Here is a 23,340-nt window from a genome sequence, read left to right as displayed (position 1 = left end):
GTTGGCCGGTGTGGATATGACGCGCCAAGTCCTGTTCCGGACTGACGTCTGCGCCAAAAACGGGAGCAAAAATAAGACTTTTCGCTTTGTTTTTTTCCATCCTACCTGTGGTACAACTATGCTGAGTAATTCCAATCAGGAGGAAGCCGTTATGAAACTGTTTCGTCCCTCGTCGCGCGGCACGTGGATCGCTGCGGTAAGTGCGCTCCTCTTCCTGCCGTTTGTTTTTCCCGTACTCTCCCATGCTCCTGCTCCGGTTGAGGTCCAATCGGACGATCGCCGTCTGATCAAGGCGACGTGGCTGTGGGACGTACGCCGGATCGCGACCGAACCGGACGAGATCCTTTCGTTTTTGCAAAAAAACGGTGTGACTCTGCTCTACCTGCAGGTAAAGCCATCCGACGTCTCCGTCGATCACTACCGGCACTTCATTCGCAAAGCGCGGTCGCTTGGCATCGATGTACACGCCCTGAACGGCCAGCCTGAGTGGGCGCTGCGTAAACGCTATGACGACCTCCAGGCGTTTGTCGATTGGGTGCGTCGATACAACGATGCTGTACTGAGAAGCGAGAGCTTCACCGGCATCCACCTCGACATCGAGCCATATCTGCTTCCGCAGTGGAAAACCGACCGTGACCGAGTCATCCGCGAATGGAAGGAAAATACAGAACGCATCGTCGCGCAGATCAAGGAACACAGCGATCTGGTCGCCGGGGCCGATCTGCCCTTCTGGCTGGATGAGGTTCCGTCTGTTCCCGGAGAGACTCCCTCCGGGCAGCTCAGCTCGTGGATGATCCGGCAGTTTGATCACGTCACCCTAATGGCCTACCGCAACCAGGCAGTTGAAGACGACGGCATCATCGCGCATGTCCGCAGTGAGCTGAACACTGCCGCTGCCTGGAACAAGACCGTGCTGGTCGGCGTCAGCATCAACGCCACGAACGAAGGCGACAAGGTAAGTTTTTCGGAAAAAGGAAAGGCCGAGATGCTGCGCCAGTTGTCCATCACTGACGCGCATCTGCGGCCATTTGCCTCATATGGCGGGCATGCCATCCATGATTACGCCTCGTGGAAAGCGGCGAAGGACTAGATCGCCATGGACGGTTCCTTCGCCTCCACTGGCGCAATGGAGGTGCCCAGTTTGTATAAGTGCGGAACATGAATGCCGTCGAAAGCGTTACGCGTATCCAGAATGGCGACGCCCAGGTCGGCCAGTTCACGGTAATTAAACGCACTGTGGTTGGTGATCAGTACCATGATGTCATATTTTTTCCACTCGCGGATGTCGTACTCGACGCTCTTGACTTCTTGACCGTGTTTGTCTTTGAACGTGACGGCGTGCGGATCGTAGTAGTCAACGAACGCCCCTGCATCCTTGAACAGTTCGTATACTTGCAATCCCGGAGATTCGCGCACGTCGTCGATATCCGGTTTGTACGCCATACCCAGCAGCAGGACGCGCGAGTTGCGCAGCGATTTGGCGTAACGGTTGAGAATTACAGACGCTTTGTAGACGACGTAATCCGGCATGCCGTTGTTGATCGATTGGGCCAGGTCAATGAACTTGCTGAAGAAGCGGTAGCCTTTTGCCTTCCACGACAGGTACATCGGGTCCAGCGGGATGCAATGGCCGCCAATGCCCGGGCCGGGATAGAACGGCATGAAGCCGAACGGTTTGGTCGAGGACGCTTTGATAACTTCCCACACGTCGATGCCCATCCGTTCGCACATGAGCGCCATCTCGTTGATGAAGGCGATGTTCACGCTGCGGAAGGTGTTTTCCAGCAGCTTGGACATTTCCGCCACTTTCGTCGACGAAACGGGAACGATGTTTTCAATGAAGTTGCTGTACAACTTGACACCCAATTCCAGGCATTTCTCGGTCGTACCACCGATGACTTTCGGTGTATTGGTGGTTTGGAAACGGTTATTGCCGGGGTCCACCCGCTCCGGCGAGAAGCACAGGAAAAAGTCGACTCCCACACGGTAGCCCATTTTTTCCAGCTCCCACTGAATCAGTTCTTCGGTGGTGCCGGGATAGGTGGTGCTCTCCAGCGTGATCAGCGGTCCGTTTTGGACGTAGTGTTTGATCTGATCAACGACGCGGGAAATGTAGGACGTGTCCGGGTCCTGATTTTCACTCAGCGGCGTCGGCACGCAAATGCTGATTGCGTCCAACTCTTTCAATACGCGGTAATCGGCGGTTGGAATAAACCGGCCTTCTTCCACCAACGGGCGGACTGACTCGTTGGGTACGTCGCCAATGTACGACTCTCCCCGCTGCAGCGTCTCGATTTTTTTCAGATCCAGATCGATGCCAAACACGGTAAACCCGTGTCTCGCGATCTCGACGGCAAGCGGTAGGCCCACATAGCCCAATCCGATGACACCGACTTTTGCTGTTTTGTTTTCAATTTTTTGCTGCAATGCCGTAAATCTGTCCACTTGGCATCCCTCCGGTTTATTTGTATGTCTAGGAGACTAGCAAGCGCTTGATGCGCCAGTCCAGCTCAATGGGGGAAAATGGTTTGGTGATATAATCGGCAACGCCTTTTTGGAAGCATTTGGTCATGTCATCCTCCAGACGTTTGTCCGTCAGCACCACAATTTTGCATCGCGCTTCAGGTTCCTGCTGCTCTCGAAGCCAATCGATCACCTGAAACCCGTTCATCACCGGCAGCGTTAGTTCAGTGATTACCAGGTCAGGACGCAGCTGCAGGTATTTTTCCATCCCCTCTGCGCCGTCTATTGCGGTATGCACATCGTATCCGCTGCGCGCGAACCGAACCGCCAGGAGCTGCCTGACGACGGGGTCGTTCTCAATTAGCAGCAGGCGGTGAGGCCGCACAGACGGTTGGCACACGACAAACTGCAAACTGTCTGCGGCTCCGGCCTTTTGTTCCAGTCGCCGGATCACTTCCTGATACAACGCCTCGAACGAATCGCCGCTTTCGGGAAAGCTGGCAATGTAGACGCTCCCTTGCAGCCGGTGGCGCTCCTGCAACCTCTCCTTGACTTGCAGCGCCAGATAGTGCGTATCGGCCAGCGTTGTGCCGTCCAACAAGAGGAACAGCACCTTTGACTCGTCGTCGTAAAAGACCTGAGCAGCCTGCCGGGGATCGCGATCCTGGATATACTGCTGCAGTCCGGCCCATTCCGGGTCACCGTCTGATTCGCATCGGGCGGCAATCAGACCGCACGCCAGGTTGCTCGCCTCGTAGTACCGCAAAAAATACGACAGCTTTTCGGCAAACCGGGACTCTGCCACACGTTGGTTACCGCTTGTAGGCATCTTCTCCACTCCTTTGCAGATGCGTCACGATTGTCGCGTCTCTACTTTCCAACTCTGCCGCGTCATGACACCCCACGTGTTGTTCTTGCGGAAAAACTCAATGTGACCGAGGAGGCGCCAAATCGCTCCCAATTGGTAGTACCCGAAAAACATCAGGAATCCGTATCCCAGCAGCTTGGCCAGATCGCTCATTTTCGGATAACGGCGGAACGCCCGCTCTTCCAGCAAAATGGCGCTGACGGTGAGCATGTAGCCGTACAAGAGGTTGATCGCCATAAAGACCAGAACGATGTGTGCATCGGTCATGTCCATCAAACTGTATCCGATCAGGGCGAGCAGCCCGGTCAGCTTGAAATAGGGATTCAGCGTTTCAAACATCACGTTGTAAGGCATGGTCAACAGGCCCATGATCTTATACTTCGGATTGAACAGCATGTGCCGGTATTCCAGCATGTTTTTCAGGTTACCCCGGCCCCAGCGCTTGCGCTGACTGCTCAAGATACGGAATGTGTCCGGCGCCTGCGTCCAGCAGACAGCATCGGGACAAAAGGCAACACGGTACTTCAGCTTGTTCTCCAGCATGTACTTGTGCAATTTAATGATGATGTTCATGTCCTCGCCGGGGTACCCTTCGCGGTAGCCGCCAACTTTGATCACGCAGTCTTTGCGGAAGAGGCCAAATGCCCCCGACACGATGATCAAGCCGTTGATCGAGCTCCATCCAATCCGACCGCCGAGGAAGGCTTTCATGTATTCGATGGTCTGAAACATCGGCAGCAGTTTGTCAGGAAGCCTCACTTTCTTGACGATGCCGTCCTCGATCAGGCAACCGTTGGCGATGCGCACGTTTCCGCCGATGGCGACGGTCTCTTCCGGATTTTCCATGTACACCTGTGCCATCCGGATGAGTGCGTCTTTTTCCAGCAAGGAATCGGCATCAATTGACGCGATCAGCGGATAGTGGGACAAGTTGATGCCTGCGTTGAGTGAATCCGCCTTGCCGCCGTTTTCCTTGTCGATGACATAGAGCTGCGGGTACTGCGGGTTGTGATAAATCCCTTTAACGGGCGACGAGTGCACCACATTGCGGATCCGGGCGTGCGGCTGCCGGATCAATCCAAATTCCTTGATGAGCACCTGCAGCGTATCGTCCTTGGACCCGTCGTTGATGACAATCACTTCGTACTGCGGATAATGCAGAGCCAGCAGGGAGCGAACGTTCTCGATAATCGTCAGCTCCTCATTGAATGCCGGCACCAGGATGGAGACGGGCGGGACCCGATCCGATCCGGCAAGTGACTGATAACGGGTATACCGGGAACGCTTCATGATCTTCGAGATGTTCAGATGCGAGAAGATGGTAATCAGCAGGTATATCGAGTTGACCACCATGACGTAGTACATGGCAAACAACCCGTAACCCAGCAACAGATCGCGCATAATTCCTCCTTTCCCTCCGAAGAAATCTTCCATCGTAGACCTTCCGATGAAGTTGGCTTTCTCTCACGGAAGTAGTTCGTGCTGCTATCTCCCTTCTCGGGGAAGTATTCCACGCTTATCCTGTCATATGGCCTGCCTGCTGCGTGTTGAAATAAGAGTGGTACATGGCCTGCTTGGTTTTGGCTCCTGCGGCACCAGCCTGACCGCTGACGTCGCTCTCGCTGCGGAGCGCTTCCTGGATGTTTTGCATGGCCAGGTCGGCGATTTCAGGCTGCTTCGCCTGCGAAGCGATCTCGCACAGGGCTCTGAATCCGTCGTCGCCGAGTGCGGCCAGGCTGCGGGCGGAATTGTACCGCACCCACCAGTTCTCATCTTCAATGGCCCGACTGAGCAGCGGCACATAGCGGTCGTCTGCCCATCTGCCGATCGACTTGGCCGTAAGCGATCTGATCTCCCAATCCGGGTGCGTAATGAGCGATTCCACCTGCTGTGGCGTCACCCCATCCCCTGAACGGAGCAGCAGCTTGGCTGCGTTGATGCGGATCTCTTTCTCGTCCGCACCGATCAGCTTCCACAAGCTGCCGAGCAGCTCCTGGTCAGCCGTGGACGGCATCCCGGCCATCGCAACCAGCACCAGCCGCCAATCGGAATGTTCGATCCACTCCCGCATCAGCGGCACAGGATCGACAGCCGACTCGCTCAGAATCTCGGCCATAAGCCGGGGCGATTCCGGAGAAAGGGCGACCATGTGCGTAACCATTTCACGCAGATCCGCCGTATCTCTGGCGCAACGGGCGATAGCGCGGGCGATGATAAAGCGGCCCGGTTCGTCTCGCTCCGTTTTCAGGACCGACAACAGCGCAGGAGCAGCCTGGCTGCACCCCATCGCTCCCAATTTGTAGGCAGCGTCCAAGCGGCTCACGCCAAACGAACGGGACAGACGGGCCAGTTCCATTTCCGGCAGCCCCAGCCGCTCAAACAATTCGGCCAGCCGCTCGCGGTGTCTTCCTTTGACGCGCTCCGCCAGCTCGATCAACTGCTCTTCCAACACGGCCAGGTCCCACTTGTCGAGCGGACCAATCGGGAGTTTCAACTCCTCATCCGCATCGAGATGAGCGATGACGTACGCCACATAGTCCTGCTGCTTTTTTCGTGCTTCGTCTTTCATGCGAGCCACACGCAGGTTTCGCCACTTGAACACGAGCAGGAGGACCATCCCGCTGACAATCAATGCGGATGCGACGCAGATAAACCCGTATGCGATCTGCAGATGTTGAAACATGCTTCTCGCTCTCCTCTCCTCTCCTCTAACTTGACTACCTTGCCACTAGCGGTCGGCCGGAATGGTCTGCAGCGCTTTCTGGTAGATCGAATAGCTCTCTTTGAGTCGTTCCGAAAACTGCGGCAGTTCCCACTCCCGCCAGGTATACCGCTCCCATGTCGAGAGCGGAACAACGGTGCCGTCCACTCCCTGGAGCCGTCCGGACGCTTTATCCCCCCGCAGGGCAATGATGCGAATCCCTTCGGTCTTGACGGCGTCAAACGACTTTGTATTGCCGTCTCGATAGCTCAGGACGTGTTTTGTACTTGGATCGGTAAACCCGATCAGCATCCAGGGAATGCGTACTTCCAACCACTCACCGTTGACCTGCCAGTGTGCCTGTGAGCTGTAGCCTTCTTTTCCAACAGCGGTCGTCCCCCGACGTAATTTTCCTACCACCACCTCCTCAAACGGATGGTACTGCTTCGTATCCGGGGGAGTCATCTCCAGGCTGACCGCCAGCTTCACCGGCGTAAACACTCCGGAATTGTCTTGGCGCTCTTCCTCCGGGATGCTCAACATTCCGAAACGCTCTCCGTACAGTCGGCGATGGAAATCGTATTGGGCCGCCAGTTTGACCTGGCTTTCCTGCTCGGTTCCCAGCACAGCGAGCGCCTCCAGTCCCTCATCCAGCGACAGTCCGGGCAGTTCGCCGGATTGCCGGTTGCCGCCCGGTATGGTGTCAAAGCCGAGGTACAACGTTTCCTTCTCCGGCTGGAACGCACCGTCCAACCGAGCCAGCAAGTAGACGTAAGCTTCGTCATGCGTCATCCAGATGTCGCGAAATCCTGGCATATGTGCCGGCATCTTTCGTTTTTCCTCCGCCGGCAGCCTGTCCCAATCGTCCGCCTTTCCGTCGATGACCAGATCATCTTCCTTGCCGGCATCCATCGCCAGAAGCCCGAAGAACGATTCATTGGTCAGTTCGTTTTTCCAGTACGCCCGCCGGTCTTCCGGGATCTCGAACCGCATGGTGTTCCAGGTCCGTTTAAACCATTCGTCCTGCCAGGTGAACAGTATGGCGCCCGAATACCCTTCGGCGTAAATCTCCTGAAGCAGTTCCGCATTGATGCGTCCCTGCTCGCGCTCGTCGTGTCCGCCCTGATCGCGTCCCAAGGGGCCAAGGTGCGCGACTCCCAAGGACGAGGGAACACCAAACTCGGTAACCATGACAGGCATCCCTTTGTGGTGGGACTTCAATTGCCTGAGGTAGGATTTGTACGGATCGATCTCGCCGCGCTCGTTTTTCACCGTTCTGACCTCCGGATCAAACCGGAAAAAGTCCGGATAATACGGATAGACGTGATAGGCGGCGAAGAAACCCGCCTCCCAGTTGACGTTCTGGATATGCGTCGGATCGACGCTGACCATGTCCTCGTGAATGATCGGTTCACCCGGATGGGAGAGCGGATCGGTCGTGACCCAGTTGGTAAACGTCACCGGGTGCTGCCAGCCCCGTTTGGCTTCCAGTTGGGCTGTATAATCAAGCATCTCCGCCAGCCAGCTCTCAAACGGCGTGGCTGCGGGAGCGGCCTGAAAGTGACGCCCGTGATACATCGGTTCCTGTCTGCGCACTCGGTTTGTCTGGCTCACCATTTCCGGGTCCCATTCGGTTCCGATATGCCAGCCCAACAGGTAGGGACCGGCATTGGCTGTGTATGTACCACTTGCTTTGCCCTGCCGTTCGGGAATCTCGATGTCTCCGTACACCGCTCCAACGGCGTATTCGATTTCCTGGCGAAACTCGGTCTTGATCTCCGGTAAAAACGCATCCTTCTTTTCAATCAGCGCTTCTTCCGGCGACCAGATTCCCTGAATCAGGTAGAGCGGATCATCGGCGTGCTTCCGATTGAACTCCACCAGTGTCTCGTAGAAGACAGGCTGATGGATGGTGTAAATCCGCACGGCTCTGACACCCAATTCGTACATCTGGCCGAACCAGCGTTCGTAGTCTTCTTTTTGGATCGGCAGTTCGCCAGGATAATGCCCCGGCAGGGATGCCCCCAAGTTTATCCCTTTAACGAAGTAGGGTTTCCACGTGCTGTCTTTATACATCTGTAGCTGCTCGCCGTGCGTGCGGAATTTTATATGGTGTCCCTCCGACGTTTGCACCGTCTCAACCTGGGCAGACGTGGGAAACATCCACATGGCAAAGCCGACAGTGGCGCCGGCGAATCCCGCGAGGAGCAGCCAACTGATTCGTTTGCGAATCCCAGCCTTCTCCATCTCGACACTCCCCGATCACGTTTTACTCGGATTGACACGCCTGTCGGTCATTATACGGCAGGAAATTCCACACCGGCCATAGTCGCAGTTTCCTGCTTCACGAACACCTGTTTTGTAACGAAAATGTAATACAATTCCATTTTCGTGCCCAAATTCCCAGATAAATCATCAACCAGTCCTGCAACCTGTCAAGGACATATGGACAAAAGAAATGGAATGGCAGGATATGTAAACGCATACATAGGTCCATTTTACTTGAAAAAATTGGTATGTTGCTCCCAAAAAAGAAGCCTTCCACTTTACATGGAAGGCTGATTTATTACATGTTCTTTACAACAAGGCTGGGTCTACTGGTGGGTGGACTGTTGAGAGGAGTGTTGCTGGCCAATCTCGATTTTGCCCAACGCCTGTTTCATTTTGTCCAACTGCAACTGGTAATCCCGCACTACCTCGGTCAAGACGCTGACCGACTCCTTGAAATCGGGTTCATTCGTAATCCTGTCGATGGCTCTATGTAAATGGAGCATCTTGTTTTCCGTTTCCCGCAGAAGATCAAGCAACTGCAATCCGTTCACCACAATATCACCTCATCCTTTTTTTCATATCGTCTCCACCTGACCGGCTGGCTATACACACGTAAAAGCCCGACGGTAATCGTCGGGCTCTTGGGTAGGTCGGTTAGCTGCGGGATGCGGCCAGGGAGACGAATGTCTCCACATCCTCCGCGATCAGGGCGAGCGAGCCGCGCCAGAAATCGACGGAGCGGACGTCCACGTCCATGATGGCGGCAACGTCGGCTATGTTCATCTTGCCGGTGACCGCAAGCAATTGGTCGTACTGTTCAACAAACGAAGCGCCGCGCTTCAGGTACTCGGCGTACAGCCCTTTGGCAAACAGGAGGCCAAACGCGTACGGGAAGTTGTAGAAGTTGTAATCGGCAAAGTAGTAGTGCGGCTTGCACACCCACATGTACGGGTGCAGGAATTCGTGGTCCAAACCGTCGCCGTACGCCTCTTTTTGCGCCTGCAGCATGATTGCCTTCAGCTCGTTGACGGAAAGCGAGCCGTTTTCACGGCGCTTGAACACCTCCGATTCAAACAGATAGCGGCTGTAGATGTCGACAATGACTTGTCCTTCGCCGGAGATGGCATTTTCCAAAATGGCAAACGCCTCTTCCTCGGTCGCCTGCTGAAGCGCCGCTTTGGCGATGATCGTCTCGCAGAAGATGGAAGCGGTTTCGGCAATCGGCATCGGATAGTCGCTGTTCAAAAACGCTTCGTCTACCAGGCACTCACCGTGATAGCCGTGTCCCAGTTCGTGGGCCAACGTGCTCACGTCGTTGTACGAGCCGGTGAAGTTGGCCATGATCCGGCTTTCCTTGACGACGTGCAGGTTGTGGCAGAACGCGCCGCCCCGTTTGCCTTCGCGCGGTTCGGCGTCAATCCAGCGGTTGTCAAACGCACGCGCGGCGTAGTTGGCCAGCTTTTCACTAAAGCTGCCGAAGTGTTTGACGATAAAGTCCCGCGCCTCTTGATACGTAAAGCGCATGTCCGCCTCTCCCACGGGCGCAAACAGATCGTAGAACGGCAGTCCGTTCGCGTGGCCCAACAGCTTCGCTTTCGTCCGGTAGTACTTGTGAAAGACGGGCAGGCTTTCGCGCATCGCGGTCAACATCGCGTCCAGCGTTTCCTTGTCCATGCGGGAGTCCTGCAGCGTTTTGTCGAGAGCAGATTCGTAGCCGCGCAGTTTGACGGTGGTGATCACCTCGCCCTTGATGCCGTTCAGGCAGGCTGCAGACGATTCCTCGATTTTCTTGTACGCTGCAAGTTCAGCCTCATACGCCGTCCTGCGCACTTGCGGATCTTTTTCGTAGGCCATGTTGCGCACGACCGACAGCGGCAGCTGTTTCGCTTCGCCATCGACGGTGATGTCTACCATTAGTGTGGAGGTGAGCAGTTCCTGCAGCTTCGACCATGCGTTGGAGCCGGTGTTTTTCATCTTTGCCAGAATGATTTCTTCTTTTTCGCTCAGCAGGTACTTTGCCTTTTGCGCCGTCTCTGTGAGGAAGAACCGGTGCGTTTCCAGCAGCGGAGACTGGCTGATCAGACTGTCCAGGCCGGAAAGCGATCCCAACCACTTTTGAAACTGGACGCCTGGCTCCACCAGTTCCACCGCCTGCTCCTGAATCCGTTCCACCAATTGCAGGGCGCGTTCGTTTTTTGCGTCGACACTGGCGGTCAGCTCGGCAAAATGATACAAACGGGACTGCGTTTGCAGCACAGACGTCAGTTTGGTTATGTACGTTTCCATTTTGTTCACGGCGTCATCCTGCCCATGCAGGTGCTCTTTGCTCCACGCTTTCAGTTCCTTCATCTCACTGCACAATTTGTCCCAATCTTTTTGCAGTTCCGGGGAATCGAAAGACGGGTACAACACGTCCAAACTCCAGCGCATCTCCATACACACGTGCCTCCTTAGCAACTTCTTGATCAATTCCTTCCTTATTGTAAAAAAAATCTTATGGAGTGAGCAAGTTTTTCAAAAGGAACCCCTACCCTGATTCCGGGTAGGGGCAACGCTTACACTTTCATCTTTGTTTCGGGATGCTGCACCAGGGTCTGCCGCTTGATCGCCAGCGTCAGCAGGGAGCACAGGAGTAAAAACCCGCTGAGAAAAAACAAGCTGGCTGTCATGCTGCCCGTCGCTTCGTTCAAATACCCGAGCGCATAAGGGCCGAGAAAACCGCCCAGGTTGCCGATGGAGTTGATCAACGCGATGCCCACCGCCGCCGCTTCCTCGCTGAGGAACAGCGCAGGCAGCGCCCAGAACGGTCCAAAGAAGCTGTATATTCCAGCCGTCGCCACACCCATCATGAGGACGGAGAGGTACGGATCGTCGGTAAAGGCGCAGATGATCAACCCGAGCGCTCCCACCGCCGGAGGGATAGCCGCGTGCATCCGCCGTTCCCCGGTACGGTCCGAGCGGCGGGCCCATGCAATCATCGCCAATCCGCCGATCACATAGGGAATCATCGTAACCAATCCCACCTGCGTATTGGTCAGCTTGCCGGACAGCAGCTTGATGATCGTCGGCATCCAGAAACCGATTCCGTACAACCCCACGACCAATGTGAAGTAAATCAGGGCCAGATGCCACACGCGCGGGTTGGCCAGCACGTCTTTGGTCGTATACCGCTTTTGGTGCTGTTTGGCCATCTGTTCGCGAGCCAGTTCCGCATTGAGCCACTGCTTTTCTTCCGCAGTCAGCCAATGCGCGTCATCGGGACGGTCCGTCAGGTAGAAATAAGTGACAACGCCGCAGATGACCGCCGGGATACCTTCCAGGATGAACATCCAGCGCCATCCCGGCATGCCAAACCAGTTGATGTTGTCCATGATCCAGGTGGAGATTGGGGCCCCGATGATATTGGAAGCGGCCAGCGCCGTCATGAACAAGGCAAACGCGCGCGCCTGCTCCCGTGCCCGAAACCAGTACGTGATGTACAAGATGATCCCCGGGAAGAAGCCCGCCTCTGCCACGCCGAGAAGAAAGCGGAGAACGTAAAGGTGCATGGCGTTCTGCGCCCATGCCGTGACGATCACGACCAGCCCCCAGCTCACAATGATGCGGGCGATCCAGATGCGGGCACCAATCCGGTGCATCAGGATATTGCTGGGTATTTCAAATAGAAAGTACCCGATGAAAAAGATGCCGGACACAAGGCCGAACACCTCGGCGCTCAATCCCAGCGCCTGGTTCATCTCCAGAGCCGCGTAACCCAGATTGACCCTGTCCAAGAACGCAACGATGTACAGCAGAAAAATAAAGGGGATGATTCGCCGCATCACCTTGCGGACAGTCCGCTCGCCGACGGATGGCTGCACGGTTTGTTCCTGATTCATTGGCGTTCCTCCTTCGCGCATTTCAAGCGTGAACCGGCTGTGTCAGATAGGTCAGTGCGGACAGGGCAAACAGTTGGGTCGTCTCCACGAGTTGTGCGATGTCCACGTATTCGTCGACGTGGTGCGGGATGTGCCGGTCCCCCGCGCCGGTGGTCAGGATCGGGATGCCGGCCTTGTGCAAAAACGTCCCGTCGGTGGCGCCGGGCACTCCGTTGAAGACCGGCTCCTTTTTCGCCACTTCCCGGTATGCTGTCGCGACCGCCTGCACCACTTCCGCCTCCATTGGCGTCAACGTCCACGGGCGCTCCTCGATCACGTCCAGCACGGCCTTGAACTGGTCATCCTCGTGCGCCAGCCGCTCCAGAATGTCGTTCATCTCCCGGCGCAGCACATCGTGATCCTGGCCGGGCACCGTGCGGATGTCCAGCGTAGTCATGCACTGATCGGGAACGACGTTGATCTGCGGTTCTCCCTTGACCGGGGCCTGCACAATCGTCGGCGTGATGCTGGGCCACCCGAGCATGGGATGCTCTCCCAGACGTTCCTTCTCTCGTCGTTCCAACTCCTCCAGTGCGAGTATCACCCGGGCCATGCGGGTGTTGGGATTCACCCCGGTCAGCGGCATGGCGCCGTGGGCCATTTTTCCGTAGGTCCTGAGGATCGCCCGCATTGCCCCTTTCTGCGTGATGCAAAGCTGGTTTTCCTCGGGCTCGCAGATGATCGCAGCATCCACACCGTCCGCCCACCCGCGGCGGATGAAATCCTTGATCCCGATCATCATGCCTTCTTCGTCGCAAGGGATGCAGAGCAGAATTTTGCCCGGAAATGGGATGGCGGAACGCTGAATCGCCTTGACGGCACAGATTGCCGCCGCCAGGTTGCCTTTTGTGTCGCAGGCGCCCCGGCCGTAGATGCGGCCGCCTGCGATCTGCCCGCCGAACGGGTCGTAGCTCCACGCGTCGCGGTCCCCCTCCGTCACAACGTCCGTATGCGCCTCAAAGAGAAGCGTTTTGCCCGGACGGCCGGAATCGTAAAAGGCGATCACGTTGGGCCGCCCCGGCACCACTTCCTCGTAAAATACCTGAAGTCCCATCTGCTGCAGGGTCTCGGCGACAAATTGGGCGACCCGCTCTTCGTTGCCATCCGGCTGACCTGGCCGATACACGCTCGGGATGCGCACCAACTCCTGCGTAAGGCGAACGACTTCCTGCTCATCGACATAGGAAATGACTTGATTCATGGACAATCGCTCCTCTCCAGATTCTGCACGGATACCGCGATGGGACGGCATTCCGCTGGTCCGTTTCCGTCAGTCCCCCTGCATCACAACTTCCGCCGCTGTCTCACATGCACGCAACCGACAGTACATCATCCCGCTATCACAAATCTCCTGAAATTTTTGACTTTTGTTTGCCGGCCGAGCCGATTTTCTTCCACGCCACCACGACAGCCAGCGTCACGATAACGGAGACGATCGCTTCCGGAAGGCCACTGAACACCGCTACGCTGGCAGCGACGCCGACCGGCATGTAGCCGCGGATAACCGCCATCCCGAGCACCAGGATCGTGTTTGTCATCGAACCCACAAAGCCGGCAAGGGCAATCGCTGCATGCTCGTTGAGACGCCGCAAACCCGTGTACGTCAGGTACGCCGTGACCCCGATAAACAGCCGCGGCAGGATGGCGACCAACGGGTCTTTAAACAGCGGAACTGTGGCATTTAAAAAGGAAGAAACACCGAAAATGAGACCAATCACCAACCCAACGCCCCACCCTTCCACAATGCCGCCGATCACTGCCGGGATGTGCATGATCGTCGCATTGCCTGCCGCCGTCGGGACCGGAATGAAGCCGAGACGCGTCACGCCCAGCAGGATGGCAATGGCCCCTAACACACCGGCGATCACAATTTTGCGAACCGTCAAGCCCTTTTCCATGCGTCTTCCCTCCTAATTGAATGCTGATTATTGGCGATTTTTCCGTCCAGCAAGCACTCTCCACTACCAGGGTATCGCCACCATCACCGCAGCCATGACCACGCTTGCAGCAATGGCAGCGTAATCCCTGCCGTGCGCCTTGTAGTGGGCGTAGCGCGTCCGAGCCGCTCCCGGCGTGTAGCAGCGCGCCTCCATGGCGAGAATCAGGTCCTCCGCGCGAGACAGCGCCACGTTAAACAGCGGGATGAGAATCGGCAGCATGTCTTTCGTCCGTTTTACGATCCGCCACCACTCGCCGGTGCCAAAGTCGGCGCCGCGCGACGCCTGGGCCTTCATCATCTTTTCCATTTCCAGCGCAAAGGTGGGCACGAAGCGGATCGCGATGGTGATGATCAGGGCGAACGCGTGGACGGGAAACCGGATGGCTGCAAGCGGCCGTAACAGCCGCTCCATCCCGTGCGTCAGCTCGGTCGTCGACGTGCTGAGCGTCAGCACGCTGGAGAGAAAGATCACCTCCACAAACCGCATTGCCGACACGATCACCAGCCGAACGCTTTCGCTGGAGATGGTCACAATCCCGTACTGGAGATAGATGGTCCCGCCTCGGGCGATTTCCCCGTAAAAAAGCAGCTGCAACACGGCCAAGATGAGGATGAACGGCACAGCCGGTTTTACCCCGGACAGGCCGTAGCGCAGCGGAATCCTGGCGAGGTGAAACAGCCACAAGCAGACAAGGAGACCGAACAGGTTGCCCGCGTAGGTGCCGCAGATCGCAATCGCGAGGATGAGGATGACAAAGGCGGCCAACTTAAACCGCGGATCGAGCCGGTGCACGATCGAACCTGTCGGCAGATACTGGCCGATCGTGATGTTTCGGGTCAATTCAAATTCGGCGGACATGCGAATCCCTCCTCACCGCCTGATCAACGTCACGATTTGCTCCGCTGCTTCTTCGGCGCGGTACGCCCCCACATCGACCGAATACCCCTGGTCCCGCAGCCGGTAGAGGATGTCGACGCTCTCCGGCGTTCCGATCCGATGGGCGCGCAAAATCTCCTGGTTGCCAAAGATGTCGCGCGGGGTGCCTGTGCAGACGGTCCGCCCGCCGGCCATGACATAGACGCGGTCGGCCAGCCGGGCCACTTCCTCCATGTTGTGGGAGACGAAGATGACCGTCAGGCCTTCCTCTCGGTTCAGCCGGCGTATCCGCTCCAACAGCTCGTTGCGCGAACGCGGGTCAAGCCCGGCCGTCGGTTCGTCCAGCACCAGTACCTTGGGCGCAAGCGCCAGCACGCCGGCCAGGGCCACCTTCCGCTTTTGGCCGCCGCTGAGCGCAAACGTCGGTCTGTCTTTCATCTCCTGAAACGACAGCCCGACCAGCTCCATGGCCCACTGTACGCGGCGCCGCACCTCATCCAGCGGCAGCCCCATCTTGAACGGGCCGTACGCTACGTCATCGCCGACCAGCTTCTCGAAAATCTGGTCTTCCGGGTTTTGAAAGACCAGCCCCACCTGACGCCTGAGCGCTTTTACGTCCAGCTTCGGATGGGAGACGTCCAGCCCGTTGACGATGACGGTGCCGGACTGGGGACGGATCAAGCCGTTGAAATGTTGAATCAGCGTCGATTTGCCCGATCCGGTGTGACCGATGATGGCGATACACTCCCCTGCTGCCACCTGCATGGTCACGTCGGTGAGGGCGCGGTGCTCCAGCGGGGTGTTCTGCATGTACACGTGAGACAGATTCCGTACTTCAATGATCGGCTGACTCATGATCCGCTCGCCTCCGCCCGTTTAAGCGTGAGCCTGTTTACTTCCGCCACCACTTCCTCGTTGTGAATCAGCGCAGGGGAAAACGCCGGCACTTCCCGGTGGACCCATGCGGCAATCCGGCTGGCGTCCGGGACGTCCAAGTGAAGCTCACGCAGCCGCTCATGCTGGGCAAACACGTCCCGCGGGGTGCCCTGCAGCGCGATCCGGCCGCCTTCCATCACGATCACCCGGTCCGCTGCCGCCGCTTCTGACATGTGGTGCGTCACGTTCACGATCGTCATGCCTTCGCGATGAAGTCTGCGGACGACAGCAAGTATCTCCTGCCGTCCGAAGCTGTCCAGCATACTGGTGGCTTCGTCCATCACCAGACACTGCGGTTTCATCGCGAGGACGCCGGCAATCGCGATCCGCTGCTTCTGTCCCCCAGACAGATGGTGCGGCGGCCGGTGGCGGAACGCGCTCATGCCGACGGACTCCAGGGCAAAGTCGACGCGCTGCTTCATTTCCTCCGGCGGCACGCCGATGTTTTCCAGCCCAAAGGCGACATCCTCCTCCACGATGGTGGCGACAAGCTGGTTGTCGGGATGTTGAAAAACCATGCCGACAAGGCTGCGGATCTCGTGCATCCGCTTCTTGTCCCGGGTATTGATGCCGTTTACCCAAACATCGCCTTCCCGCGGCGTCAAGATGCCATTGAGGTGTTTGGAGATCGTCGATTTTCCCGAGCCGTTGTGGCCAATAATGGCCAGGTGTTCACCCCGGTACACCTCAAAGGAGACGCCGTGCAGGACGGGAATCTGCTGTTCGTGGTTCACCTGATAGGAAAACGAGACGTTTTCTACGCGAATGAGCGGCTCGTTTGTCATGCGTTCCCCTCGCTTTCACTTAAATTCCCCGCCCGCCGTCCACGTTGACAATTTCCCCGGTCACCATTCGGGACAAGTCGCTGCACAGATAAAGAGCAGCATGAGCGATATCGTCCGGCTGGATCAGGCTGCCGAGCGGGACGCTGCTGACAAAGATCTCCTGCGTGTCCCTGGAGATTTTCTCCGCATCCCCGCTCATGAATTGGCGCAGCATCGGCGTCTCCGCCGGACCGGGATTGATCCCGTTTACGCGAATCTTGTAGGGAGCCAGTTCGATTGCCAACGCCTTGGTCAGCATGATCGCCGCTCCCTTCGAGGCGCAGTACGCGTTTAGTCCCGGGCGGGCGCGGATGCCGGCGATCGAACAGATGTTGAGGATCACGCCGCTTCCCCGCTGTTTCATGACGGGAACGACGTACCTGGACGTCAGGTAGATGGACTTGACATTGACATCCATGATCCGCTGCCACAGCTCTTCCGACACCTCCTCGACCGGGGTAAACGTCATCGGCACCCCGGCGCAGTTGACGACGGCGTCCACCGTGCCGAATCGCTGAACTGTACGCTCCACCATCACCTTTACTTCGGCGTCAACGGCCACGTTTGCCGGAACCGCCCATGCGTCAGAGCCGCACGCTTCGGCTGTCTCCCGGGCGGCTTCCCCGTTCCAATCGACGACGGCCACCCGCGCCCCCTCCCGCACAAAGCGGCGGCAGATCGCTTTTCCCATGCCGGAACCGCCACCCGTGACGATAACCGCCTTGTCTTTCAACAGCATTGGCACGCCCCCCCTACTGTTTCAGATTCATCACGACCATGCGCAGGTCGGTCATCTCTTCGATCGCGTAGCGCGGCCCTTCCTTGCCCAGACCGCTGTTCTTGATGCCGCCGTAGGGCATCACGTCATTGCGGTACGTGGAGACGTCGTTGATGATGACGCCGCCGTACTCCAGCACCCGTGCAGCCCGCATGGCAATGTTCAAATCGTTGGTGAAAATGCCTGCCTGCAGGCCGTAGCTGGATGCATTGGCGACGGCAAAGGCTTCCTCGATGGTGCGGTAAGGGATGATGGTGACGACCGGGGCGAACACCTCCAGACAATTTACCTTCATCTCCGGGGTGGTTCGCGTCAGCACCGTCGGATGGAACACGGCTTTGTCCCGCCGGCCTCCGCAAAGCAGCTCCGCCCCCTGCGCGACAGCTTCCTGCACCCAGTTTTCCGCTCGGATCGCTTCCGCTTCGCTGATCATCGGCCCGACGTCCGTCTCCGGGTCTTCCGGATCGCCCACGCGCAGTTGACGAACCTCGTGCAGGAATGCCTCTGTAAACGCTTCGGCGACACGCTCGGCCACGAGGATTCGCTGCACGGCGATGCAGGCCTGCCCCGCGTTGTGAAAGCTGCGCTGGGCGATCAGCTTCGCCGCCAGGTCAAGGTCGGCGTCTTCGTGGACGATGTTGGGGGAGTTGTTGCCCAGCTCCAGCGCCACGGGTCGCAGGCCGCTGCGCTGCTTGATGATGGCGCCCACCTCCGCCGAGCCGGTAAAGGTGTACATGGCGATCCGGGGATCGTCCAGCATCCATTCTCCCACCTGGCTGCCGGAGCCGGTGACGATGTTGACGTGCCCTTTTGGAAGGCCGGCTTGTTCCAACAGTTCCACCAGCAGAAAGGACGCGATCGGCGTGGCGGTCGCCGGTTTCAGCACCACTGTGTTGCCTGCGGCGATGGCGGGAGCGACCTTATGCGTGCCGAGGAGCAGCGGATAGTTGAACGGCGTAATCGCCCCGATCACCCCTTTGGGCACGCGGATGGCAAAGCCGATCCGGTTTTCCGCACCCGGCGTAGCCGCGAGGGGCACCATCTCACCGGCAATCCGCTTTGCTTCCTCGGCCGACAGCCGCAGTGTATTGATGACACGGTCCAGCTCGCCCCGGGCGTCTTTGCGTGTCTTGCCCACTTCCCTGACCAGCGACAGTTCCAATTCCTCCCGGCGTTGTTCGGCAATCCGGCTTGCCTCCAGCAGGATGTCTGCGCGCATGCTCGGCGTCAGGGTGCTTCGGCGGAACGTCTCCAGCGCGCATGTGACGGCGTCTTCCACGTGCTGCCGCTTTGCCTTGGCGATCGTGGCGATGACCTCGCCCGTATACTTGTGAGTGACGGGAATGCGCTCGTCTGTCTCCACCCATGTACCGTCGATGTACAGTCGGTAGTGATGCACCTGTGCCTGTGTCCTTTCCATAGGTCATCCTCCCCTGCGGTATAGTTGTTCACGGATGGCCTGCCCCATCTCCCGCGTGGTGGCTGTCCCGCCGAGGTCCGGCGTGCGGACGCGCCGCTCCGCCAGGACGTCTTCGATGCTGTCCAGCACCAACCTGCCCAGTTCCCGCTCGCCCAGGTGATCCAGCATCATGCTCACGCTCCAGATGGTCGCGATCGGATTGGCAGTGCCTGTGCCCGCGATGTCGGGCGCCGATCCGTGAATCGGTTCAAACATCGAAGGGTAGTTTTTTTCCGGATTGATGTTGCCGGACGGGGCCAATCCCAGCCCGCCGACGAGGGCCGCACCCAGGTCGGTCAGGATGTCACCGAACAGGTTGCTGGCGACGACGACGTCAAACGTTTCCGGGCAGCTGACAAAATAGGCGGACAGCGCATCAATGTGTGTCAGCCGGGTCTCAATCTCCGGGTACTCCAGGCTCACTTCCTTGACGATTTCGTCCCAAAACGGCATGGAGTGGTTGATGCCATTGGACTTCGTCGCCGCTGTCAGGCGCCGCTTGCCGGTTTCTTTTGCCAGCCGATAGGCGTAGCGCACGATCCGCTCCACGCCGTAACGGGTGAAGACGTTGTTTTGCACCGCCAGCTCATACGGTGTGCCCTCGTGCAGGCGTCCGCCCATGTTGGAGTACTCACCTTCTGTGTTTTCCCGCACGACGACAAAGTCGAGATCGGCGTGCCCCTTGCAGCGCAGCGGACTCTCCAGCCCGCGCAGCAGCTTGATCGGCCGAAGATTGACATACTGCTGAAACGCTCGCCGGATCGGAAGGATCAACTCCCAGACGGAGATGTGATCAGGCACGCTGGGATCACCGATCGCCCCGAGCAGGATGACGTCAAACTGCCGCAGGGTCGTCAGGCCGTCCTCCGGCATCATCCGCCCGTGCTCCTGGTAATACCGGCAGTTCCAGGGAAAAGTCGAGGTCTCAAAGGCAAGTCCGCCGTGAATCTCGGCAGCCGCCTGCAAGAGAGCGAGTCCCTCCTCCATCACCTCCGGTCCGATACCGTCTCCGGCAATGACCGCGACCGCGTAATGCTTCATCGTGGCTCCTCCTTTGCCATGAGGATGCCCTTTTTCACTTGCAAATCCCATACCACAGTCGGTATATTCATAATTTTCAGTCGTATTGTGGCATGTACGGTCGCTACTCGTTGCATGGCGTACACTCGTTGTTGCAAAACGTGCAACATGTGTTGCAATCCATGCAGCATGTGTCACCGGCGCGTTCCGTTGTATCCGTACTTTTTCAGCTTTCGCCACAGAGTAGTCCTGTCCATGCCGAGTATCTTCGCCGCCTCCATCCGATTTCCCTTTGTCTCTTCCAAAACTTTCCGAATCAGCATGGCTTCCTCAGATTCGCCCGGCTGCGGTCTATCGCGGACACGCTGGATTTTGCTGACAAAAAATTCGGCATCAGACGCGTCCAGGCGGTCGGATTGACACAACAGCACCATGCGCTCTACCACGTTGCGCAGTTCGCGCACGTTGCCGGGCCAGTTGTGCTGCTCCAGCAGGGCAAAGATCGCCGGGTCCACCTCCCTGATCGCTTTGTCTCTTCGCTCGCCCACCTCGTGAATGATCGACCAGACCAGGTCGGGGATGTCTTCTTTCCGCTCTCGCAGCGGAGGGATTTCCAGCGTCAACACGTTCAGCCGGTAGTAGAGATCGGAGCGAAACTGGCCGGACGCTATCTGCTGCTCCAGATCGCGGTTGGTCGCAGCGATGATCCGCACGTCGACGGGCACGATGCGCTCCCCGCCGATTCGCCTCACCTTTTTCTCCTGCAGGACGCGAAGCAAAAGGGCCTGGATCGGCAGCGACAGCTCACCGATTTCGTCCAGGAACAAGGTGCCGCCGTGGGCCAGCTCAAACAGCCCCGGCTTTCCTCCCCTGCGCGCTCCGGTGAATGCTCCATCCTCGTAGCCGAACAATTCGCTTTCCAACAGGTTGCCGGGCAGAGCAGCGCAGTTGACGGCGATGAACGGACCGGCCGAGCGTTGGCTGACCAGGTGAATGCCCTGCGCAAACAGCTCTTTTCCCGTCCCGGTCTCCCCCGTAATCAGTACGGTCGCCTCCGTCTTTCCGAAACTGGCCGCCCACGCTTTCGCCTCGCGGATGGCCTGCGAGCAGCCGACGATGTCTTCCAGCCGGTATTTGGCCTCCAGTCCGCTCTCCATGTAGTGCTTGCGGATGCGCATTTCCATTTTTTGTACGTCGGTGATCTCCTTGAATGTGGAGACTGCTCCCACGATCTCGCCATCCACAATGATCGGCAGGCGGTTGATGATGATCTGCCGGTTGAGCACGGTAGCGATGTCGCCGATCTCCTTTTTGCCGGTCGCCAGGATGCGCAGCATGTCGGAATTCGGAATGTAGCGGGTGATCTTCTCTCCGACGATGTCGGCGGGGAGGCCGAGGATTTCGATCGCGTTCTTGTTTACCCAGATGACGGTGGAATCCCGGTCGACGGCGATGATGCCGTCATGCGAGGCGTCCAAAATGGCCTGGATGTGGATGTTGCTGTTCACTTTGCCGCATCCCCCTCTTGCGCCCGGTCCACCAGGGCGTTCACTTCCGCGGGCGGTTTTCGCGCCGTTCGCCGTTTGGTCCTGCGCTTCTTCTGCCTGAGGACCACCAGCGCCGCCAGCATCAACCCCAACGTTGCCAGCTGAATCGGCTGCACCATCTCGGGGACTACCCACCCGCTCATCCCGAGCAGATGGAATAGTACAGCCACGTACAGCAGAATGGCGGCCAGATTTTTGGCTTTCATCTCCCGTCACTCCTTTTTCCCGGCGTGGGGACGAGTTCATTTTCTGTGGGTGCAAGAAACTCCCGTGAAGCGCCATCGGCTCCACAGGAGTTTTTCAAGTGTCCGGCAGCCACCGCGTTCCCGTCAGATCGGACGAAGGGGGACGCGGTCCATTCCGGACAGGCGTTCCACCATCTCCACCCACGCCTGCGGCTTTTGCGGCAGGACGGCGTAGTAGCGGGTGAGGAAGGTGACGATCAGATCGGCTTCCAGGCTGTCCTGGTCCTCGTTAGTCGGCAGGAAGCACAGGTCAAGACCGGAAACGGCCTCGCCGTCATTTTGCCAGGACGGATGGACATACGGGAAGTCAATTCGCTTGTACCCGAGATGGGACAGCACTTCCCGCCGCACGAATGGGTCCATCGGCTTGATCCCGCCAAATTCGTGGTTCTCTACCCGGTACGGATCGTAAATCTCTGCGAACATGCCGTATAACTGCTTGCCCTGCGCCGCAGCGAGGGCGTTCAGGTCCTTTTGCCGTTCAAGCGCGAGAAAACGTCCGATGCCAAGCCCCTCCGCCCGATAATCGTAAAGTCGGTCATGGCCACGTTCAGGTCGGCGTAGTAGCGGTACTCGGTCGCCCCTACGACCTCGCCTTCGTGGACGGCCACAAATACGCGGATGCCCGGGTCTTCCAGCGGTTCTTTCCACAAGTCAAACGCCAGCACTTCTTCCGGCGGAAACACTTCCTGCATCAGGCGATGCATGCGCGCAAACAAGGGATCGTCAATGCTTGCAATGCGAATGTACTGCACGGATCTATTCCTCCTCGCCTATATTTATGGGCGCTCGATTGTCTGCATGGAGCACTATTGTCTCGTTGCGGACATAAAGGGGTTTTTCCACTCCATCAGCGCAGCGTAATTGCGAGATTCTTCGTCTTCCAGGTAGTTGGCCACCACTTTCAGGGGTGTGCGGCCGCAGCGCATCAGAAACGTCACGACCGGATCCTTCAATTCCCCGCTACCACCTTTTCCAGGTACGCTTCCGCCGTCATTTGGTCGGCGTACCGGCCGTAGCCGGGCATGCGGCCGCCGCCCAACAGGCGCTTCAGCCCTTTGTGGACGACCAGTTCGTACATTGCCTGCATCATCCATTTGCCCAGCCCCAGCTTGCGGTGGGACGGACGGATGCAGATGTCCACGATGTACAGGGTGTCTCCGTTGGGATCGTGGTTGCGAATGTAGCCGCTGTCGGTCACTTCCTCCCAGGTGTGGTCCGGGTGAGCCGGGTCAAACGTGACCAGCAGGCCGGTGATGGAGCCGGCGAGAACGCCGTCCACCTCGACGCAGACGGCTCCCTCGGGAAACAGGGTGACGTGGTTGGTCAGCTGCTCCTTGTTCCACCACAGTTCCGAGGGAAACGGCGGCGGAAAGCTCTCCTGCTGGATCCGGATCAGCTCGTCAAAGTCGTCCGGCGTATAATTGCGGATCATCGCCTTGACCGGCTTGTCCTGATCAAAGACGTACAGCTCTTTGCGGTACATGAGGCTTCC

The 23,340-nt window shown here is 58.0% G+C and carries 19 protein-coding genes and 2 pseudogenes; 1 reads left to right on the top strand and 20 read right to left on the bottom strand.

What is annotated here, in order from left to right:
• Positions 1-151: 151 nt before the first annotated feature.
• Complete coding sequence (locus tag IRT44_RS15055; RefSeq protein ID WP_171564869.1) at positions 152-1,090, top strand: hypothetical protein; 939 nt, start codon at positions 152-154, stop codon at positions 1,088-1,090.
• Here the strand turns inward: IRT44_RS15055 and IRT44_RS15050 are convergent.
• From IRT44_RS15050 to IRT44_RS14955, 20 genes and pseudogenes are all read right to left on the bottom strand, one after another.
• Positions 1,087-2,445: a nucleotide sugar dehydrogenase gene (locus tag IRT44_RS15050; RefSeq protein ID WP_230076916.1), complete on the bottom strand. Its 1,359-nt coding sequence runs from the start codon at positions 2,443-2,445 to the stop codon at positions 1,087-1,089. The two genes, IRT44_RS15055 and IRT44_RS15050, sit on opposite strands and share 4 nt — an antisense overlap.
• Positions 2,446-2,473: 28 nt before the next feature.
• A complete protein-coding gene (locus IRT44_RS15045) occupies positions 2,474-3,292 on the bottom strand; it encodes a response regulator transcription factor (protein WP_230076915.1) in 819 nt (272 codons plus the stop codon).
• A 24-nt stretch (positions 3,293-3,316) separates the two neighbouring features.
• Positions 3,317-4,732, bottom strand: coding sequence for a glycosyltransferase family 2 protein (locus IRT44_RS15040; protein ID WP_171564872.1), 1,416 nt, complete (start codon positions 4,730-4,732; stop codon positions 3,317-3,319).
• Between the two features lie 115 nt (positions 4,733-4,847).
• Entirely contained in the window at positions 4,848-6,014 is a 1,167-nt protein-coding gene (locus IRT44_RS15035) for a HEAT repeat domain-containing protein (protein WP_230076914.1), read from the bottom strand.
• A gap of 45 nt (positions 6,015-6,059) precedes the next feature.
• Complete coding sequence (locus IRT44_RS15030) at positions 6,060-8,279, bottom strand: hypothetical protein (protein WP_171564874.1); 2,220 nt, start codon at positions 8,277-8,279, stop codon at positions 6,060-6,062.
• A 347-nt stretch (positions 8,280-8,626) separates the two neighbouring features.
• Positions 8,627-8,857, bottom strand: a complete 231-nt coding sequence (locus IRT44_RS15025) for a hypothetical protein (protein ID WP_171564875.1) — start codon at positions 8,855-8,857, stop codon at positions 8,627-8,629.
• A gap of 100 nt (positions 8,858-8,957) precedes the next feature.
• The gene (locus tag IRT44_RS15020) at positions 8,958-10,739 is read right to left on the bottom strand and encodes a M3 family oligoendopeptidase (RefSeq protein ID WP_212131980.1); all 1,782 of its coding nucleotides are present in this window, start codon (positions 10,737-10,739) and stop codon (positions 8,958-8,960) included.
• Positions 10,740-10,858: 119 nt separating this feature from the next.
• Positions 10,859-12,181 carry an MFS transporter gene (locus IRT44_RS15015; RefSeq protein WP_230076913.1) on the bottom strand — a complete coding sequence of 441 codons (1,323 nt, stop codon included), beginning with the start codon at positions 12,179-12,181 and terminating at the stop codon, positions 10,859-10,861.
• A 22-nt stretch (positions 12,182-12,203) separates the two neighbouring features.
• A complete protein-coding gene (locus IRT44_RS15010) occupies positions 12,204-13,421 on the bottom strand; it encodes a M20 family metallopeptidase (RefSeq protein ID WP_171564878.1) in 1,218 nt (405 codons plus the stop codon).
• 139 nt (positions 13,422-13,560) lie between these two features.
• Positions 13,561-14,118, bottom strand: a complete 558-nt coding sequence (locus IRT44_RS15005; protein ID WP_171564879.1) for an ECF transporter S component — start codon at positions 14,116-14,118, stop codon at positions 13,561-13,563.
• 63 nt (positions 14,119-14,181) lie between these two features.
• Positions 14,182-15,018, bottom strand: coding sequence for an energy-coupling factor transporter transmembrane component T family protein (locus IRT44_RS15000; protein ID WP_212131982.1), 837 nt, complete (start codon positions 15,016-15,018; stop codon positions 14,182-14,184).
• A gap of 12 nt (positions 15,019-15,030) precedes the next feature.
• On the bottom strand, positions 15,031-15,891 hold the full coding sequence (locus IRT44_RS14995) for an energy-coupling factor transporter ATPase (protein ID WP_171564881.1): 861 nt from the start codon (positions 15,889-15,891) through the stop codon (positions 15,031-15,033).
• Positions 15,888-16,757, bottom strand: a complete 870-nt coding sequence (locus IRT44_RS14990) for an energy-coupling factor transporter ATPase (RefSeq protein ID WP_230076912.1) — start codon at positions 16,755-16,757, stop codon at positions 15,888-15,890. Before IRT44_RS14990 ends, IRT44_RS14995 begins: the two co-directional genes overlap by 4 nt.
• 19 nt (positions 16,758-16,776) lie before the next feature.
• A complete protein-coding gene (locus IRT44_RS14985; protein WP_171564883.1) occupies positions 16,777-17,535 on the bottom strand; it encodes an SDR family oxidoreductase in 759 nt (252 codons plus the stop codon).
• 13 nt (positions 17,536-17,548) lie between these two features.
• The gene (locus IRT44_RS14980; protein ID WP_171564884.1) at positions 17,549-18,994 is read right to left on the bottom strand and encodes an aldehyde dehydrogenase family protein; all 1,446 of its coding nucleotides are present in this window, start codon (positions 18,992-18,994) and stop codon (positions 17,549-17,551) included.
• A gap of 3 nt (positions 18,995-18,997) precedes the next feature.
• Complete coding sequence (locus tag IRT44_RS14975; protein WP_171564885.1) at positions 18,998-20,074, bottom strand: tartrate dehydrogenase; 1,077 nt, start codon at positions 20,072-20,074, stop codon at positions 18,998-19,000.
• Between the two features lie 173 nt (positions 20,075-20,247).
• A complete protein-coding gene (locus IRT44_RS14970; RefSeq protein ID WP_171564886.1) occupies positions 20,248-21,561 on the bottom strand; it encodes a sigma-54 interaction domain-containing protein in 1,314 nt (437 codons plus the stop codon).
• Positions 21,558-21,806 carry a hypothetical protein gene (locus IRT44_RS14965; RefSeq protein ID WP_171564887.1) on the bottom strand — a complete coding sequence of 83 codons (249 nt, stop codon included), beginning with the start codon at positions 21,804-21,806 and terminating at the stop codon, positions 21,558-21,560. Before IRT44_RS14965 ends, IRT44_RS14970 begins: the two co-directional genes overlap by 4 nt.
• A 123-nt stretch (positions 21,807-21,929) precedes the next feature.
• Positions 21,930-22,600: pseudogene (locus IRT44_RS14960) on the bottom strand (GNAT family N-acetyltransferase).
• 54 nt (positions 22,601-22,654) lie between these two features.
• A pseudogene (locus IRT44_RS14955) lies at positions 22,655-23,331 on the bottom strand (GNAT family N-acetyltransferase).
• Between the last annotated feature and the right edge of the window lie 9 nt (positions 23,332-23,340).

Origin of the sequence: Brevibacillus sedimenti, from assembly GCF_020923495.1 — a bacterium.
GTDB classification, from domain to species: Bacteria; Bacillota; Bacilli; order Brevibacillales; family Brevibacillaceae; genus Brevibacillus; species Brevibacillus aydinogluensis.
Note: the sequence above shows the minus strand (reverse complement) of the source record. Positions and strands in the feature narration are given on the sequence as shown.